Genomic DNA, 16,090 nt, shown 5'->3' on the forward strand with positions numbered 1-16,090 from the left:
CGACCATCCCACGCCCCCGCCAGCTGCCGACACCCCTCCGCCGGGATGCGTTGATCTGCCGGGCGGCGCGCGCCGTCCGGTCCGGGTGGTCCGCGTGGTGCGGGGCAGCCTGCCGTTCACGCTCGGCTGCCGCCCCGCTTCGACTGCGGGTGGCGCGGCACACCCTGGCGGTGCCGGCGGCCGGCCGAGTAAGCCACTGGCGTCACTCATAGCCGTCAAAGGCCCCCAACCATGATCGGTTGGGGGCCTTTTCCCTGGTGGGCGCGGACGGTTTCGAACCGCCGACATCTGCTTTGTAAGAGCAGCGCTCTACCCCTGAGCTACGCACCCGCGGTGAATGGACAGCCTACATGCCAGCCGCACCCCCCACGCAAATGCGTTCCCGTGGGGGAGAATGGACCGGGCACGGCGGTGGCGGGCGCAGTACGGGAGAGGGATTGTGACGACGGCATCCCGGCGGTGGTTCGGCGGGCGGGACGACAGTCGGCGGGCGGATGCTCAGGCGGCCAAGGATGCCGCGGCCGCCGCGTTCTACGAGCTGGACACGGCTCAGCGGGATCTGCGGATCTCGATCGAGACCATCGCGGCGGCAGACGGTTCGCCGGCGGCCCGGCAGGCGGGCGAGGCGTTCGCCGCGCTGGGGCAGCGGATCGACCAGGCCAGCCATGTGTACATCGAGGCCGTCGACGCGCACGACCTGGACCGGCCGGAGCTGGACGGTGCCGTGGCGACGCGGGCGCGGGACCAGCTGACGCGGGCGCGCGAGGAGCTGGTACGGGCCAAGGGGGAGCTGGACCGGTTCGCGCAGGGGATCCAGCCGCTGCTGGACCGGGCGGAGACGCAGCTCGCGCAGGTGGCGCCGGCCCGGGAGCGGGCGAAGGCGGCGCTGCTGGCGGCGAGCACGGCGCTGGACGAGGTGCGCGGGTCGGGGATGCGGGCCGATGACCTGGCGGTGCGGCTGGCGGCGCTCGCCCCGGAGCTGACCTTGCTGAACCAGGGCGTCGCCCGGCACGGGGTGCAGGACACCCTGCAGCGTGCGGACCGGATCCTGCGCGATGCCGAGGCGATACGGGCCGAGCTGGCGCGGCTGCCGGAGCGGGCGGCGGAGATCGACCGGCGGTTGGTGAGCCTGCAAACCCGGGCTCAGGCGCTGCGCAACCGGGCGGACCGGGTGGATCCGGTGCTCAGTGAGCTGCGCCGGCGGTTCAGCGCGGCGTGCTGGCAGGACCTGCAGAACGTGCCGGAGCAGGCCGTACGGGACGTCTCGCGGGCGGAAGAGCAGTTGCGGGAGGCGGCCGGGGCACGGGAGGAGCAGCGCTGGGCGGATGTGACGGCGCTGATCGAAGCGGTGCGGGCGGCCCTGGACGCCACGGGCGAGGCGGTGTCGGCCGCGCAGGACCGGCTGACCCGGCTGGAGGCGGTGGCGCGGGATCCGCAGCAGGAGGTGCAGCGGACCCGGTTCGTGATCCGGGACGCGCAGCGGCTGGCGATGGAGGGCCGCAGCGTACCGGATCCGCGGCACGCGGGGCCGTTGGACGAGTCGGTGGCCCGGGTGGAACGGGCGCTGGCCTCGCTGGAGGGCCGCCACCCCGACTACTGGCACTTCCTCCAGGAGATGGAGGAGGTCCGGGCGGTGGTGGGCCGGGTGGTGGCCGACGTACGGGGTGGGCGCGCCACCGGCTGAGCCGGGCCGGACCGGGTTGCGGCCGGAGTTGTCCGGGGCTGGGCATCGGGCGGATGCTGGGGGGACAGGGTCGGAGCAGAGGAGGGCGGTATGGCTGCCCACGCTTCACGCACTTCCCGCGTTTTCCGCACTTCCCGCGCGGCTCGTTCCTCCCGTGCGGCGCGTGCGTCCGCGGCTGGGCCTGCGCCGCGTGAGGGGTATGCGCCGCATGCGGTCTACGGGTGCCACGAGGCCCACGACAATTACGCGCCTTACGTGCCCCATGAGCCTTACGGGCCGCAGGTGCCGCAGGAGACCCACAGGCTTCGGCGCCGCGTGCGCCGCATGATGCATCCCGTCGAGGCGCAGCTCGACGAGCACCTGCCCGTCGACCACAAGCTCAGCATGGTGTACCGGGTCGGTGCCGGCCTGACCGGGATCCTGCTCGTCGTCTTCGGGATCCTCGGGCTGACGAACCGGATCGGGTTCTTCGACACCGGCGGCGACCAGGTCCTCTCCCTGAACACCAATGGCGCGCTGAGCGTCCTGTCGATCTGTGTCGGCCTGCTGCTCATCGTCGGGATGGTGGTCGGCGGGAACTTCGCGTCGACGCTCAACATCGTGCTGGGGCTGGCCTTCATCGCGAGCGGTTTCGTCAACCTGGCCCTGCTGGACACGGGCCTGAACTTCCTCGCCTTCGAGATCCAGAACGTGCTGTTCAGCTTCGTCGTCGGCGTGATGCTGATGTGGTTCGGGATGTACGGGCGGGTGGGCAGCGCGCTGCCGCACGACAACCCGTACTGGCGGGCCCGTCACCCCGAGCAGGCGGCCCGCGAGGACCGGGCCGGGATCCGGGCCCGGTCGAGCCCCGCCGCCGGCCGTTGACCCCTGCTCCTACCCCGCCCCCGGTCCCTGCCGGCCGCCCGGCGAGGCTGCGGCCAGCAGGGCTTCGGCGGCCGCAGTGCGCGCGTACAGCACGGTGCGGCCCGCCCGGTGGGCGCTGGCCAGGCCCGCGTCGCGCAGCGCGGTCAGACACTGGGAGACCCGCGCCGGGGAGAGGCCCGTGCGGCCGGCCAGCTCGGTGGTGGAGGCCGGGCTGTCCAGCTCTGCCAGGAGCGTGCTGCGGGAGTGTCCGAGTACGGCGGCGAGGGCCGCGGAGGCGGTGCGCGGCCGCGTCTCCCACAGGGAGCCGACGCCGCGGGCGGGGTAGACGAGCTGGGGCGGGTCCGGCGGCGCCACCCGTGTGGAGAGGCCGGATGGTGTGAACGCCGAGGGGATGAGGAGCAGCCCCGGGCCCGCCGCCTCCCGGCTGAGCGCGCGCTGCCGGGACGGTGGGTGCGCGAGCCGCAGGGCGACGCCGTCCCAGTCGGCCTGCGGGTCCAGGTGGGTGAGGAGGCGGGCGGCACCGTGCTCGGCGGCCTGCCGGGCCCGGTGCAGCACGTCGGCGTCGAGCACGGTCCGTATCCGTGCCCAGTAGGGCGCCAGGGCCAGCTCCCAGAAGGCCTCGGCCTCCTCCGCGACCCGGGCCAGCCGGGCGGGCGGATCCGCGTGCAGTGCCCGCAGCCGGGGGCCGGGCCGACCGTGGTGGTGCGCGAGGTGTTCGAGGTCCCGGCGTACCCGCTCCGCCGGGGTGGCCGTGATCGCGGCGAGTTCCCGGTCCAGTGCGGGGGCCGGGGCGGACGGCGCCGGGGTGAGGAAGTCGGGGGCGTAGCGGGAGGCGGCCGGGACCAGCTCGGCGAGCAGGCCGCGGTCCAGCCCGGCGGCCGCCACCCGCGGCCGCACCTGTGCGAGCCACGGGCCGTGCACGGGATGCCCGGCAGCGGCCGCCGGACCGGCTGTGGCCCGCACCGCCGCGGCCCGCACCGCCGTGGCCCGCCCGGCCGGCACCCGGCCCGCCGTCGTGCCCTCGGCCGCCGGCGTCGGCCGTACGCCGCCCGCCCCGCCCGAGGACCGGGCCAAGAGCCGGAACGCGGCCATGAGCTGCCACATCGGCGAGACCGCGAACCGCATGTGCGCCAGATCGTCCGCCGAGAACGGCAGCACCGTCGGCCGGCCCATGGCGGTCCCCCCGGGGCTCGGATTCAGCTGGAACCGAATCATTGGCCGCCCACCCTATCCCTCGTTGATCATTCCGGCATGACCCCACAAACGATCACCGCAGCAGCATCGGGCACCTGGAACCTCGGCGACCTCCGCGTCAACCGGATCGGCTTCGGCGCGATGCGGATCACCCAGGACGGCGCCGCCTTCGACCCTGACGCCGCCCCCGCCGACCGCGACCGCGCGATCCGCGTACTGCGCCGCGCGGTCGAGCTCGGCGTGAACCACATCGACACGGCCGCCTTCTACTTCTCCCGCCTGCGCTCCGCCAACGAGCTGATCAACCGGGCGCTCGCGCCCTACCCGGACGGTCTCGTCATCGCCACCAAGGTCGGACCGGGTCGCGACCCGTCCGGCGCCTGGATGCACCACGCCACCCCCGGGCAGTTGCGCGGCCAGGTCGAGCAGAACCTGCGCGAACTCGGCCGCGACCACCTCGACGTGGTCAACCTGCGCATCGTGGGGACCGGATCGATCGCCGAACGCTTCGGCGCGCTCGCCGAACTGCGCGAGGCCGGGCTCATCCGGCACCTCGGCCTGTCCAACGTCCGGCCCCATCACCTCGCCGAAGCGCAGGCCATCGCCCCGGTGGTGTGCGTGCAGAACGCGTTCGGCCTCGGGTTCACCCCGGAGCAGCAGGCCGAGCAGCGCGCGTTCATACGGCTCTGCGGGGAGCAGGGTGTCGCGTACGTCCCCTTCTACGCGCTGGCCGGGCAGCGCCGCGAGGCCGGCCTGCGCCCCGCCGACGCCCCCGCCGGAACCCCCGATGACGGAGACGGGACCGCCGCCGACAGCCAGGCCGACGCCGTCTCCGCTGTCGCGCAGGCCCGCGGGGTGAGCCCGGCGCAGCTGCGGCTGGCGTGGACGCTGCACCTCGGGGACAACGTCCTGGCCATCCCGGGCACCGGAAATCCGGAGCACCTGGCCGAGAACATCGCCGCGGGTGCGCTGCGCCTGTCCGAGGAGGAGCTGAGGCTCCTGGATCCTGCCGGTCAGGACGATCAGGACGGTGAGGACGGGCGGACCGGAGACCGGGCCGGGCTTCCCGGGTAGCCGGCGGGGCTTCCTCGGTAGCCTTGGCGCATGCCTCGATACGAATTCCGCTGCCGGACCTGTGACGACACCTTTGAGGTCAGCCGTCCCATGGCCGAGTCGTCCGCGCCCGCCGACTGCCCCGCCGGCCACTCCGACACCGTCAAGCTGCTCTCCGCCGTCGCCGTCGGCGGGACCAGCAGCGCCCCCGCCCCTTCCGGCGGAGGCTGCTGCGGTGGCGGGGGTTGCTGCTAGCCACCGGGGCACGCCCGCGCCGTACTCCCGATGCGCCGGGGCGGCGGGGCCGGCGTCAGCGCTTGCGCGACAGGGTGAGCCCGTCCGAGATGGCCAGCAGCACGGACTCCATCCGCGGGTCCGCCGCGACGTGGTCGTTGTAGGCGCGGACGCCGGCCGCGGACCCGCTCGTCGCCGTCTCGTCCACGACCGTGCCGTGGAACAGCGTGTTGTCGGTGACGATCAGCCCGCCCGGCCGCATCCGCGGCACGAGCTCCTCCCAGTACGCGATCTGGTTCTCCTTGTCCGCGTCCACGTACGCCATGTCGATGTGCGGCTCGGCGGGCAGGGCGCGCAGCGTGTCCAGCGCCGGGGCGATGCGCAGGTCGATGCGGTCGGCGACGCCGGCCTCCTCCCAGGCCCGGCGCCCGTACGCGGTCCACTCGTCGGAGATGTCGCAGGCGGTCAGGACGCCGTCCGCTGGCATCGCCTGGGCCATGGAGAGGGTGGAGAAGCCGGTGAAGGTGCCGATCTCGACGATGCGGCGCGCGCCGGTCAGCCGGACCAGGAAGGCCAGCAGCGGGCCCTGCTCCTCCGCGGACTGCATGCCCGCCACATCGGGGAACGTGGCGTACGTGGTTTCCACGAGCCCCCGCTGGATCTCGTCCAGCGGGGGGTTGTGGTCGAGCATGTACCGGTAGAGCTCGTCAGTCATCTTCGTCGTGTTGCCCGTGGTCATGCGGCAAGTGTGCCTGCCTCACGGACAGTCCGGCGGTCCGGCGGTCCGACAGCCCGTCAGCCCGTCAGCCCGTCAGCCCCGCAGCCCGGCCGAATGCCCGGACGATTTCCTCGCCCGCCGCGACGCCCTTCTCCGCCAGGGCCGTGACCGTCGGCGCGTGCCAGCCCGCGTCGGCCAGTTCGCCGTGCCCGGGCCTCCAGGCGGCGTCCGCGGCGAGCAGCAGGTCGGCGTCGAGCAGGGAGTCGCCGGCCGCGAGCGTCGTGGAGGCGCCCGTGCGCCGGGCCACTTCGCGCATCGCCGCGCTCTTCGTCAGCGGCCGCGGGACCGCGTAGATCTTGCGGCCCTGGAGGGAGACCGTCCAGCCGCGGGCCTCGGCCCAGGCGCTCAGCGCCTTGAGCCACTCCTGCGGGACCCGGTCGCGTTCGACGACCAGGTAGGCGAACAGGTCCTCCGCGACCCGCGCCTTGCGCAGCCATTCCGGGTCGGCGACGGCCAGCAGATGCCGGTGGACCTCCTCCAGCGGGGCGCACTCCTCGGCCAGCCGGGCGGCCACCTGCCGGCGCCAGTCCCGGTCCGGCACCCCGTCCACGAGCAGCTGCCCGCCGTTGGCGCAGATCGCGTACCGTGCCGGGCGGCCGGGGAAGCGGATGCGCTGGTACTGCTTGCGCGTGCGGGTCGTGGTCGGGACGAAGACCGCCGAGGGGTCGGCGGTCAGTTCGGCCAGCAGGGCCGCCGCGGTCTCCGTCATGTAGGACAGCGGCTTGCTCTCGTGGACCTCCACGCACAGCAGCCGGGGTGCCTCCGCGTCGGGCATGGTCAGGCCGAGGGCGGCCGTCGAGTAGATGAGCGTACGGTCGAGATCGCTGGCTACCAGGACAGTCACTTGGAGGCCACAGCCTTTCCGTCGGCGCCGGTCGCGCCGCGCGTGTACCGGGGGTGGATGAGTCCCACGCAGGTGTAGGGGAGCCCGTCGACCTCCTCCACCGGGACGCCGCGCTGCCCGGCGAGGAGCCGTACGTGGTCGAGGTCGGGGCCGGCGCCGCGCCGCGCCAGGATCTTCCACGGCACCCGGCGCAGCAGCACCCGGGTGGTCTCGCCGACGCCGGGCTTGACCAGGTTGACGTCGTGGATGCCGTACTCCTCGCTGATCCGCTCCACCGCGGCCCAGCCCTCCCAGGTCGGGGTGCGGTCGGCCGCGAGCAGCTCCTTGGCCTCGGCGTCGACGGCGTCGGCGACCTCCTCGAAGCGGGCGGCGACGGTGTCGACGAAGTCGGCGGAGACGTCGGATCCGCCGAGCTCGCGGTAGAACTTGGCGCCGTGGAAGTCGGCGGGGCCGACCAGGTCGGGGCGGAGCACCGTCCGCGATATGAGGCCCGAGACGGTGGAGTTGAGGCAGGCGGAGGGGATCAGGAAGTCCTCGCGGGTGCCGTACGTGGCGACGCACGAGCCGGGGTCGGCCAGGACCACGATGTCCGGGTTGAACTCCGGGCCGCCCTCCTGGTCGCGGTGGGCGCGCAGGGCGGCGGACAGCTCGCGCGTGATGGCGCCCTTGCCGGTCCAGCCGTCGACGAAGACGACGTCGGCGGGGTCGTGGTGCGCGGCGAGCCAGCGCAGCGCGTTGGTGTCGATGCCCCGGCCCCGCACGATGGAGACGGCGTAGTGCGGCAGGTCCAGGCCGTGCCGTGCCTTCGCCCAGCGGCGCATCAGCACGCCGACGGGGGTGCCTGCGCGGGCCAGGGAGACCAGGACCGGGGACGGGGTGCGCTCGGCGAGGACCGTCTCGGTGACGGTGCCGACGGCGCGGGCGATCCGGGCGGCGGAGGCGTTCAGCGCGCTCCGGTACAGCTCCTGGTACTGGTCGGACGGCTGGTACTCGACGGGCAGCGATTCGGCGTAGTGTGCGCCGCCCGCCTGGATGGCCTCCTCGCGTTCCTCGGTCGGGGCCTCCAGGGCCACGCCGGAAAGGTCCTGGAGAAGCCAGCCGACGTCCTCGGCAGCGTACGAGGAGAAGGCGGGGCCGCGCAGGGGCTCGGGCATGGTCGGCTCCTGCCGGTCGGGAAGGGTCTGGGGGGTCCGCGCGGGCGGTACGTACGAGGGGACGACGGCGAGCAGGACCTGCCCGGTGTGCGGGGCGAGGCGGGCGAGGAGCCCGTCGGGGGCGTGCAGCGTGTCGGTGTCCCCGTGGCCGTCGACCACGGCGACGACGCTGTCGAAGCCGGCCCCGGCGACGTTGTAGGCGTACCGGTCGCCCGGTCCGTCGGCGGGGGCGTCGTGGGCGGGGAAGACGAGCCGGGTGCGGATCGCGTAGCCGGGGTCGTCGACGGCGAGGACGGGCGAGCGGGTGGTGGTGGAGAAGCGGACCTCGCGGGCCGCACCGGACTCCTCCAGCGCCAGCGCGAGGCGCAGCGGCGCGTACATCAGCTCCTCGTTGCCGAGGACGAGGACACGGCCGGGCGCGGTGCCCAGCGCGTCGGCGAGCTGCCCGGCCAGCGCGGGCAGGGCCTTCTCCAGGCGGTCGCGGTGCGCGGAGGTGAAGCCGTGGCGCCCGCCGTCGGGCACCCCGGCCGGCCAGGCCAACTCCACCCGCCGGACCGGGGCGGGCCGGGGCGCGGGCACGGGCGATGAGGCGGAGCCGGAAGCCGGGGCGGAGCCGGAGGGCGTCTCGCGTTCGTGTTGCTCGACCAGGGCCTGTCCCTTGGCGAGGACCCCTTCGGGCAGGTGCACGGTCCCCGAGGCCAGCGCGAGCAGGTCGACCCGTGCGCCGATCTCGGCGGCGAAGGCGCTGAGCCGCTCGCGGTCGGCCGGGGAGCGCATGTCGACGAGGGCGACGACCACGTAGTGGGTGCGCGGGTGGCGGGCGTGCAGGTCGCGGATGGTGTTCAGGACCGTGTTGCCGGTGGAGAACTCGTCGTCGACGAGGACCAGCGGGCCGCCGCCCGCCAGCAGCTTCGGGTCCTCGGGCAGCAGCAGGTGGGAGGTGGCGTGCGAGTGGCTCTCCTCGAAGCCGCCGACGACCGCCACGCCCGGCACCGGGCGGCGCGTGGAGTGCAGGTAGGGGGCGGCCTCCAGACCGTCGGCCACGCAGTGGCCGAGGCCGGTCGCGGTCTCCGCGTAGCCGAGGACCACCGCGGCGGCCGGGTCCTCCCCGGCGGCGTCGAGCAGGGCCCGGACCCGCCGGCCGAGCCCGTATCCGGCGGCGTGGACGGCGCGCGGGGACTGCGGGACGTGCTTGCCGAGCACCTGCGAGACCAGCAGGTGGGCCCGCTTGGGGTTGCGCCGCAGGGCGAGGCCGAGGAGTTCCTCCAGCCCCGGCCCGCGGGAGCCGTCGGCTCCCTCCAGGCGTACGCCCAGCCGCTTCGCGACCCAGGTTCCCGACCACACCGCGTCGATCGTCTTGCCCTTCTCCGTCGTCACACCAGACACATCATTCACATCAGCCATGCCGGCCATGCCTGCCGCCCCGGGGCCCGCTCATGCCTGGAGCCCTGCCGTGAGCAGGTCGACGAAGCCGACCTGCTCCCTCGCCACTCCGAACGCCTCGGCGCGCAGCATGGTGCGCTCCGCCCAGGCCCGGTGGGGCTTCACCTCGTTCATCTTGTTCGTGTAGGCGGAGCGCATGACGCCGCCGCCGGTGCGCTCGGGGCGGAGGATGTCCTGGGCGTCGCTGAACTCCTCGTGGGAGACCACCGACAGCGCGTGCACGGGTGTGACGTGGACCGGGTGGATGCAGGTCTTGCCGAGGAGTCCGTTCGCCCGGTCGAGTTCGATCTCGCGCAGCAGCCCGTCCAGGTCGTGCTCGATCAGGGCGGTGCGCAGTTCTTCGACGCCCTCCTCCAGGAAGGGGCTGCGCCGCAGCTGCGGCTTGAAGAGGCGCTGCTGGCTGCGGAAGTACTCCCAGACCGGTCCGGTGACGGTGAAGCCGGTGCCGTCGGCGCGGCTGAGCACGTTGACCACGTCGGCGATGACCCCGGCGACGATCTGGACGTCGTAGGCGGTCATGTCGGAGGTGCGGCGCAGGCCGTACACGGAGCAGAAGTCGGTGACGCCGAGGCGCAGGGCGAGCACGCGCTCGCGGTAGCGGTTGACCGTGCGGGAGATCCCGGCGAGGGCCTCGACGCGGGTTTCGAGGTGGAGCAGGTCGGGGGTTTCCAGGACGGGCATCGCGTAGAGCCGCGGGAGCCCGCTGAGGGCCTCCGCCTCGGCGACGGCGTCGAGGAAGGCGGGGCCGCGGCTCGCGGTGAACTTGGGTAGGACGAATCCGGCCAGTCTGCGGACGGTGCTGCCGAGGCGGCGCGCGAGGTCGGGGATCTGCTCGGGGGTGCGGACGCGGATGAAGAGGAGGGGGAGCTCCGGACCGGCCGTGCCCTGTTCGTCGAGGGCGGTGAACTGGCGCACGAGGTTCTCCTCGGCGTCGCGCACGTCCGCGTCGCTGATGGAATCCTCCAGGCAGAGGACCATGGAGACGACTCCGCGGGCGGCCTGCTTGCGGATGTCGTCGGCGAGGGTGGGGCGGGTGGCGGGGCTGTAGAGGGTGGCCCCGAGGGCGGCGGCGAGCAGGCGTGCGGGCGAGGCGGCGGTGAACTCGGCCGGCTCCATGTGGAAGAGATCGTGCCGGACCGCGGGCGATATGTGCCCAAAGTGACGCATGTGCTTCCCCCGTACCGTCTCGGCGGCCCAACTGGCATGGCCGGTAATAGTACGTACGAATCTGGGTCAAGAGTTCCTCAAGCACATGAAGTTCAGGTAACCCTTATGCACCATGCCCACGGTCGACGGCCGGGGCAAGGCCCTGCGGGGGGCCGCGTTGTTCCGCGCCGCCCCGGGAGGGCAGGATGACGGGCATGACGCACGCGATGCAGAAGGGCTCGAACATCCCGGTGACCACGGCGGCGGTCCGGGCGGTGCTGCGCTGGACCGGCGGTCCCGAGGTACCGGACGTGGACGCCTCGGCGCTGCTGGTGGGCCCGGACGGACGGGTGCGCTCGGACGAGGACTTCGTCTTCTACAACCAACCCCGCCACCCCTCCGGATCCGTCTGGCGGCTCGGCAAGAAGCAGGTCGGCGAGTCCGTCACCGACGCCGTCCAGGCGGATCTGCGGACGGCGCCCTCGGCCGTGGACCGGATCCTGGTGGTCGCCTCCGCCGAGGACGTACCGTTCGAGCGGGTCCGGGACCTGCGGATCCTGCTGTACGACGCCACCGCGGCCGGCGCCTCCGAGCCCCTGGCCTACTTCGACGTACGGCCCGAGACCGGCGCCGAGACCGCCCTGATCTGCGGGGAGCTGTACCGCCGGGGCGACGCGTGGAAGTTCCGCGCGCTCGGCGAGGGCTACTCCGACGGGCTGGTGGGGCTGGCGACCGACCACGGCATCTCGGTGGACGAGAACGCCGCCGACGGTGCCGAGGGCCCGTCCGCGGGCGCGGGCGCGGCCGGGCCCACCTCCGAGCAGACGGCCGCGATGCAGCCGCCGACGCCGCCTCCGCACCCGCCCACGCCGCGGACGCAGGCCCCGCCGGCCGCACAGCCGGCGTACGGGTATCCGCAGCCGGTGTCCCCGGCGCCGGTGCCGGCGCCGGGCGGCGACCCGTCGTTCCGGCTGCCGGTGCAGGGCCCGCAGTTCATCCGCCGCTGACGCCGCCGGGTGGGGGCGGTCAGGCCTTGGTGCTCTTGTAGCCCCGCCCCCACTGCAGGCCCCAGCCGTACAGCCGGTCCAGCTCGGCCTGGAACCCGTACACGAACTTCACCTCGCGGCGCACGATCAGCTCGCCCTTGACGTGCTCCAGGGAGACCACCGCGCAGGAGCGGGCCTGCGGGTGCCGCTCCTCCAGCGGGATCTCGATCCGCGGCCCGGTGATCGGGTAGAGGGTGACCAGGGCGTGCGTCCGGTCGAAGGCCGGGGTCTGGTCGTAGATGTAGACGAAGACCAGCAGACGCTTGATCTCGTCCGCGTGGTCGAGGTTGACGAAGATCGTCTCGCCGGAGGGCGCGCCGAACCGGTCGTCGCCGCTGAGCTTCACGTACGGCGGGCTGTTGATGTCGCCCAGCAGGTTGCCCAGCGGCTGGACGACGCCCCGGGTGCCGTCGGCCAGCTCGTACAGGCAGCCGACGTCGAGGTCGACGTTGACCATGCCCTGGGTGTGCCCCTGCACCACGTCCGGCTTGAACAGCTTGAACGGGTGCCTCAGCAGCTGCCCGCTCCGGCCGCTGCGGCCGCCGATGTCGGAGCTGCGCATCCGCCAGGACAGGTTGACGCGCAGATTGCCGTGGACGGCCCCCTGCTTGGTCAGCGACACCGTCGGCTGGCGCTTGGTGAGCTCGATCGCCGAAGAGGCGTTGCCCGAGTCGAACTGCAGGGCACGGCTGCCCCTGATGCCGTCGAAGAATCCCATCCCCTGTCCCCCCTGACTGCCGGGATCCCCAAGATCCCCCTGTGGTTCCCGCGCGGGCCGCCGCGAGGGCGCGGCCACGCGGACGGGGCGGCCCCCCGGGTCCGTGGACCCAGCAGGCCGCCCCGCATGGAGCGTTCCGCAATACCGCCGCGGTCATGCCTCGGCAGACGCGCCCTCCAGCTCCAGCCGCTTGTTGCGGTGCACGGAGGACCAGAAGGAGGCGGCGATCAGGACCACGCCGATGAGGCCGGTGATGATCTCGCTGATCTCGTGCTGGATGGTGATGAGCAGGATGAAGGCGAGGGCGCCGATCGCGTAGTGCGCGCCGTGCTCCAGGTAGACGTAGTCGTCCAGGGTTCCCTGGCGGACCAGGTAGACCGTGAGCGACCGGACGTACATGGCTCCGATGCCGAGGCCGAGCGCCATCCAGAAGATGTGGTTGGTGATGGCGAAGGCGCCGATGACGCCGTCGAAGGAGAAGGAGGCGTCGAGCACCTCCAGGTAGAGGAAGAGGAAGAACGCGGCCTTGCCGGCCAGGCCGACGGCGGAGACCTGCTTGCCCTCGGCCTTGGCCTTCTCCTCCTCCTCGTGCTCGCGCTCCTCTTCCTCCTCCAGCTTGTCCTCGAAGTAGGAGGAGAGGCCGCCGACGATCAGGTAGGTGATCAGACCGGCGACGCCGGCCAGCAGGACGGTGGCGGACTTGTCCGCGTGGCCCGTGCTGATGTGGGCGTTCGTCGCGAAGGTCATCGCGGTGACCAGCAGGGCGATCAGGGCGATGCACACCGAGAGCATGTCGACCTTGCCGAGCTTGGCCAGCGGCCGCTCCAGCCAGGCGAGCCACTTGTGCTCGCGCTCCTCGAAGACGAAGTCGAGGAAGATCATCAGCAGGAACATGCCGCCGAAGGCCGCGATCGCCGGGTGGGCGTCGGTGACCAGCGCCTCGTAACGCTCGGGGTGCTCCAGGGCCAGCTCGATGGCCTCGATCGGACCCACCTTGGCGCTGATCGCGACGATGGCCACGGGGAACACCAGCCGCATACCGAAGACCGCGATCAGGATGCCGATCGTGAGGAAGATCTTCTGCCAGAAGGCATTCATCTTCTTCAGGACGCCGGCGTTGACGACCGCGTTGTCGAAGGACAGCGAGATTTCGAGGATCGACAGGATCAGCACGATCCCGAACGCCTCCCACCCCCACTGCCAAGCGGCGAAGGCAAGGCCGAGCGCCGTGATGGCGAACGACCAGCCGAAGGTTTTCAGAACCACTGGCACCCCATGTTCTCGTATGGCTTTACGAAACGTTGACCCCGAAGTCTAGAGCGATGCCCCTCAGGCCCGACGCGTACCCCTGACCCACCGCCCGGAACTTCCATTCGCCGCCGTACCGGTAGACCTCACCGAAGATCATTGCGGTTTCGGTCGAGGCGTCCTCCGTGAGGTCGTAGCGGGCCAGCTCCCGGCCGTCCGACTCGTTCACGACCCGGATGAAAGCGTTGGTCACCTGCCCGAACGCCTGCCGGCGGGCGTCCGCCTCGTGGATGGAGACCGGAAAGACGATCTTGTCGACCTCGGCCGGCACCTTGGTCAGGTCGATGATGATCGACTCGTCGTCGCCGTCACCCTCGCCGGTGAGGTTGTCACCCGTGTGTTCGACGGAGCCCTCGGGGCTCTTGAGGTTGTTGTAGAACACGAAGTACCGGTCCCCCAGGACCCGGCCGTCGCGGCACATCAGCGCGCTGGCGTCGAGGTCGAAGTCGGCCCCTGTCGTCGAACGCGCGTCCCAGCCCAGGCCGACCAGGATCCGGGTGAGGTTCGGTGCGGCCTTGGAGAGGGAGACGTTGCCCCCCTTGGCGAGTGTGACGCCCATGTTGAAGTCCTCCCCGGACGACGTGGTGGTCGGGCCCGTCCGCGGGTGGCCGGGCCTGCGGTGCGGTGACGCGGTGGTGCAAGCGCGTCCGGCGCCGTACACGGAATGTGTGCACGGCGCCGGACGGGTGAACAGCGGACGGGATCAGACGTTGACGCCGAAGTCCCGCGCGATGCCGGCCAGGCCGGAGGCGTAACCCTGGCCGATGGCGCGGAACTTCCACTCGGCGCCGTTGCGGTAGAGCTCGCCGAAGACCATGGCGGTCTCGGTCGAGGCGTCCTCGGAGAGGTCGTAGCGGGCGAGCTCCGTGTTGTCCGCCTGGTTCACGACGCGGATGTACGCGTTGCGCACCTGGCCGAAGCTCTGCTGGCGGCTGTCGGCCTCGTAGATCGAGACCGGGAACACGATCTTGGCAACGTCGGCCGGGACGGAGGCCAGGTTGACCTTGATCGCCTCGTCGTCACCCTCGCCCTCGCCGGTGCGGTTGTCACCGGTGTGCTCGACCGAGCCGTCCGGGCTCTTCATGTTGTTGAAGAACACGAAGTTCGCGTCACTGGTGACCTTGCCCTGGTCGTTGGTCAGGATCGCGCTGGCGTCGAGGTCGAAGTCGACACCGGTGGTGGTGCGAGCATCCCAGCCCAGACCGACGAGCACTGCGGTCAGGTTCGGCGCGCTCTTGGTCAGCGAGACGTTGCCGCCCTTGCTGAGGCTGACTCCCACGGGTCCTCCAATGAATTAATGTGCGGGGCGGTGCCCCTGTCGTGCGATGGGGGCCCTCCCAGCGGGGGCTGGGGGAGCTACCGGATCAACGTGCTGATCCTAGTGACGGGTTCCCGCCGCCACGCGGTATTTGCCCGCGGAAGCGCCCGGCGGAACGGGATGCGGGGTCACAGGCTGTCGAGCGCCTTGATGTACTCGTTCAGGTCACGCGCGTCGGGCAGCCCGTTGACGACGCTCCAGCGCACGATGCCGTCCTTGTCGATGATGAAGGTGCCGCGGACCGCGCAGCCCTTCTCCTCGTCGAAGACGCCGTACGCGCGGGAGGTCTCCCCGTGCGGCCAGAAGTCGGAGAGCAGCGGGTAGTCGAAGCCCTCGTTGTCGGCGAAGACGCGCAGGGTCGGCACGGAGTCGTTCGAGACGGCGAGGAGCTGGACCTCGTCGTTCTGGAAGCGGGGCAGCCGGTCGCGCAGCTCGCACAGCTCGCCGGTGCAGACACCGGTGAAGGCGAACGGGTAGAACAGCAGCACCACGGCCTTCTCACCGCGGAAGTCGGAGAGCCGGACGGTGGCGCCGTGGTTGTCCTTGAGCTCGAAGTCCGGTGCCTTGCTGCCGATCTCGATGGCCATCTGTCGCATCCCTTCGTTCCCGCATCCCTGCGTTCGGCTGTTCGGGTGAGAGTGCCAGCCTAGGGTGCCGGAACCCGCAGACGCACGCACCCCGCCGACGGGGTCGGCGGGGTGCGTCTCCGCTTGGCTGCGGCGCTCGGCTGCGGCGCGTCGCTCAGCGCTTGGACTTGGCGGCCTTGGGGGTCACCAGCTTGCTGGCGGCCCACTCCTTGCCGACGCTGACGGGCCTCGTCTGCGACAGGCCGGCCGTCTCGGCGGCCTCGCTGATGTCGCTGGCCTCGACGTAGCCGGGGCGGCCCGTCTTCGGGGTCAGCAGCAGGATCAGCGCCGCTTCCTCGACCAGCTCGGTGGCGTCGACGAGGGCGTCGGTCAGGTCGCCGTCCTCGTTGCGGAACCACAGCAGCACCGCGTCGGCCACGTCGTCGTAGTCCTCGTCGACGAGGTCGTTGCCGATCAGTTCCTCGAGCTCATTGCGGAACTCCTGATCGACGTCGTCGTCGTAGCCGATCTCCTGGACCACCTGTTCGGACTGGAAACCCAGCCGGGCGGCCAGGCTCTCCGCGTGGTCCGCGGTCGCGCTCACGGGGTGCCTCCTGCTCATGTTCGGTGAATGTCTTCGGCCGCGCGCGTACGCGCAGCATTGGGCGTAGTCCACACGGGCGCGGCGGATCGCGCAAGTACCCGGCCGCCGGGACCGCCGAAACGGTGACGATTGCGGC

16 protein-coding genes and 1 tRNA gene are annotated in these 16,090 nt (G+C 72.2%); 5 read left to right on the forward strand and 12 right to left on the reverse strand.

Translation table 11 applies throughout. The features are described from left to right. Window positions 1-255: 255 nt before the first annotated feature. Window positions 256-330, reverse strand: a tRNA-Val gene (locus HYE82_RS03705). A 64-nt stretch (window positions 331-394) separates the two neighbouring features. Here HYE82_RS03705 and HYE82_RS03710 point away from each other — a divergent pair. After that, window positions 395-1,684 carry a hypothetical protein gene (locus tag HYE82_RS03710; RefSeq protein WP_179172461.1) on the forward strand — a complete coding sequence of 430 codons (1,290 nt, stop codon included), beginning with the start codon at window positions 395-397 and terminating at the stop codon, window positions 1,682-1,684. Between the two features lie 324 nt (window positions 1,685-2,008). Beyond that, window positions 2,009-2,548, forward strand: coding sequence for a DUF4383 domain-containing protein (locus HYE82_RS03715; RefSeq protein WP_179172508.1), 540 nt, complete (start codon window positions 2,009-2,011; stop codon window positions 2,546-2,548). Between the two features lie 9 nt (window positions 2,549-2,557). On the opposite strand, the gene HYE82_RS03720 is transcribed toward HYE82_RS03715, so the two are convergent. Next, window positions 2,558-3,721 carry a winged helix-turn-helix domain-containing protein gene (locus HYE82_RS03720; protein WP_256986898.1) on the reverse strand — a complete coding sequence of 388 codons (1,164 nt, stop codon included), beginning with the start codon at window positions 3,719-3,721 and terminating at the stop codon, window positions 2,558-2,560. A 78-nt stretch (window positions 3,722-3,799) separates the two neighbouring features. Between HYE82_RS03720 and HYE82_RS03725 the strand changes: the two genes are divergently transcribed. Continuing rightward, window positions 3,800-4,816, forward strand: coding sequence for an aldo/keto reductase (locus HYE82_RS03725; protein ID WP_179172462.1), 1,017 nt, complete (start codon window positions 3,800-3,802; stop codon window positions 4,814-4,816). Window positions 4,817-4,846: 30 nt separating this feature from the next. Next, window positions 4,847-5,050, forward strand: coding sequence for a zinc ribbon domain-containing protein (locus HYE82_RS03730; RefSeq protein ID WP_179172463.1), 204 nt, complete (start codon window positions 4,847-4,849; stop codon window positions 5,048-5,050). A 55-nt stretch (window positions 5,051-5,105) separates the two neighbouring features. Here the strand turns inward: HYE82_RS03730 and HYE82_RS03735 are convergent, their stop codons facing one another. The 4 genes from HYE82_RS03735 to HYE82_RS03750 all read right to left on the reverse strand — a co-directional run bounded on the left by HYE82_RS03735 (window position 5,106) and on the right by HYE82_RS03750 (window position 10,415). Continuing rightward, entirely contained in the window at window positions 5,106-5,768 is a 663-nt protein-coding gene (locus tag HYE82_RS03735; RefSeq protein WP_179172464.1) for an O-methyltransferase, read from the reverse strand. Between the two features lie 64 nt (window positions 5,769-5,832). Further along, on the reverse strand, window positions 5,833-6,651 hold the full coding sequence (locus tag HYE82_RS03740; RefSeq protein ID WP_179172465.1) for an HAD family hydrolase: 819 nt from the start codon (window positions 6,649-6,651) through the stop codon (window positions 5,833-5,835). Beyond that, window positions 6,648-9,182: a phosphoribosyltransferase gene (locus HYE82_RS03745; protein WP_309144186.1), complete on the reverse strand. Its 2,535-nt coding sequence runs from the start codon at window positions 9,180-9,182 to the stop codon at window positions 6,648-6,650. The genes HYE82_RS03740 and HYE82_RS03745 overlap by 4 nt, the downstream gene beginning before the upstream one ends. A gap of 57 nt (window positions 9,183-9,239) precedes the next feature. Continuing rightward, window positions 9,240-10,415 carry an HpcH/HpaI aldolase/citrate lyase family protein gene (locus HYE82_RS03750; protein ID WP_179172467.1) on the reverse strand — a complete coding sequence of 392 codons (1,176 nt, stop codon included), beginning with the start codon at window positions 10,413-10,415 and terminating at the stop codon, window positions 9,240-9,242. A 194-nt stretch (window positions 10,416-10,609) separates the two neighbouring features. On the opposite strand from HYE82_RS03750, the gene HYE82_RS03755 reads away from it, so the two are divergent. Continuing rightward, window positions 10,610-11,401, forward strand: coding sequence for a TerD family protein (locus tag HYE82_RS03755; protein ID WP_179172468.1), 792 nt, complete (start codon window positions 10,610-10,612; stop codon window positions 11,399-11,401). Between the two features lie 19 nt (window positions 11,402-11,420). Here the strand turns inward: HYE82_RS03755 and HYE82_RS03760 are convergent, their stop codons facing one another. From HYE82_RS03760 to HYE82_RS03785, 6 genes are all read right to left on the reverse strand, one after another. After that, window positions 11,421-12,158 carry a Tellurium resistance gene (locus HYE82_RS03760; protein ID WP_179172469.1) on the reverse strand — a complete coding sequence of 246 codons (738 nt, stop codon included), beginning with the start codon at window positions 12,156-12,158 and terminating at the stop codon, window positions 11,421-11,423. 153 nt (window positions 12,159-12,311) lie between these two features. Beyond that, window positions 12,312-13,424 carry a DUF475 domain-containing protein gene (locus HYE82_RS03765; protein ID WP_179172470.1) on the reverse strand — a complete coding sequence of 371 codons (1,113 nt, stop codon included), beginning with the start codon at window positions 13,422-13,424 and terminating at the stop codon, window positions 12,312-12,314. A gap of 25 nt (window positions 13,425-13,449) precedes the next feature. Next, the gene (locus HYE82_RS03770) at window positions 13,450-14,025 is read right to left on the reverse strand and encodes a TerD family protein (protein WP_179172471.1); all 576 of its coding nucleotides are present in this window, start codon (window positions 14,023-14,025) and stop codon (window positions 13,450-13,452) included. A 144-nt stretch (window positions 14,026-14,169) separates the two neighbouring features. Then, window positions 14,170-14,745, reverse strand: a complete 576-nt coding sequence (locus tag HYE82_RS03775; RefSeq protein WP_179172472.1) for a TerD family protein — start codon at window positions 14,743-14,745, stop codon at window positions 14,170-14,172. Between the two features lie 167 nt (window positions 14,746-14,912). Beyond that, window positions 14,913-15,371 carry a peroxiredoxin gene (locus HYE82_RS03780; protein ID WP_179172473.1) on the reverse strand — a complete coding sequence of 153 codons (459 nt, stop codon included), beginning with the start codon at window positions 15,369-15,371 and terminating at the stop codon, window positions 14,913-14,915. Window positions 15,372-15,525: 154 nt separating this feature from the next. Beyond that, on the reverse strand, window positions 15,526-15,954 hold the full coding sequence (locus HYE82_RS03785; RefSeq protein WP_309144187.1) for a DUF3052 domain-containing protein: 429 nt from the start codon (window positions 15,952-15,954) through the stop codon (window positions 15,526-15,528). Window positions 15,955-16,090 lie beyond the last annotated feature (136 nt).

This window comes from Streptomyces sp. BR123 (genome assembly GCF_013401435.1).
Taxonomy (GTDB): domain Bacteria; phylum Actinomycetota; class Actinomycetes; order Streptomycetales; family Streptomycetaceae; genus Streptomyces.

Bases quoted from the DNA above. Each gene is read 5' to 3' on its own strand.
- HYE82_RS03755 (WP_179172468.1), top strand. From the start codon at position 10,610: ATGACGCACGCGATGCAGAAGGGCTCGAACATCCCGGTGACCACGGCG.
- HYE82_RS03750 (WP_179172467.1), bottom strand. From the start codon at position 10,415: ATGCGTCACTTTGGGCACATATCGCCCGCGGTCCGGCACGATCTCTTC.
- HYE82_RS03720 (WP_256986898.1), bottom strand. From the start codon at position 3,721: ATGGGCCGGCCGACGGTGCTGCCGTTCTCGGCGGACGATCTGGCGCAC.
- HYE82_RS03725 (WP_179172462.1), top strand. From the start codon at position 3,800: ATGACCCCACAAACGATCACCGCAGCAGCATCGGGCACCTGGAACCTC.
- HYE82_RS03715 (WP_179172508.1), top strand. From the start codon at position 2,009: ATGATGCATCCCGTCGAGGCGCAGCTCGACGAGCACCTGCCCGTCGAC.
- HYE82_RS03710 (WP_179172461.1), top strand. From the start codon at position 395: ATGGACCGGGCACGGCGGTGGCGGGCGCAGTACGGGAGAGGGATTGTG.
- HYE82_RS03730 (WP_179172463.1), top strand. From the start codon at position 4,847: ATGCCTCGATACGAATTCCGCTGCCGGACCTGTGACGACACCTTTGAG.
- HYE82_RS03780 (WP_179172473.1), bottom strand. From the start codon at position 15,371: ATGGCCATCGAGATCGGCAGCAAGGCACCGGACTTCGAGCTCAAGGAC.
- HYE82_RS03735 (WP_179172464.1), bottom strand. From the start codon at position 5,768: ATGACCACGGGCAACACGACGAAGATGACTGACGAGCTCTACCGGTAC.
- HYE82_RS03760 (WP_179172469.1), bottom strand. From the start codon at position 12,158: ATGGGATTCTTCGACGGCATCAGGGGCAGCCGTGCCCTGCAGTTCGAC.
- HYE82_RS03770 (WP_179172471.1), bottom strand. From the start codon at position 14,025: ATGGGCGTCACACTCGCCAAGGGGGGCAACGTCTCCCTCTCCAAGGCC.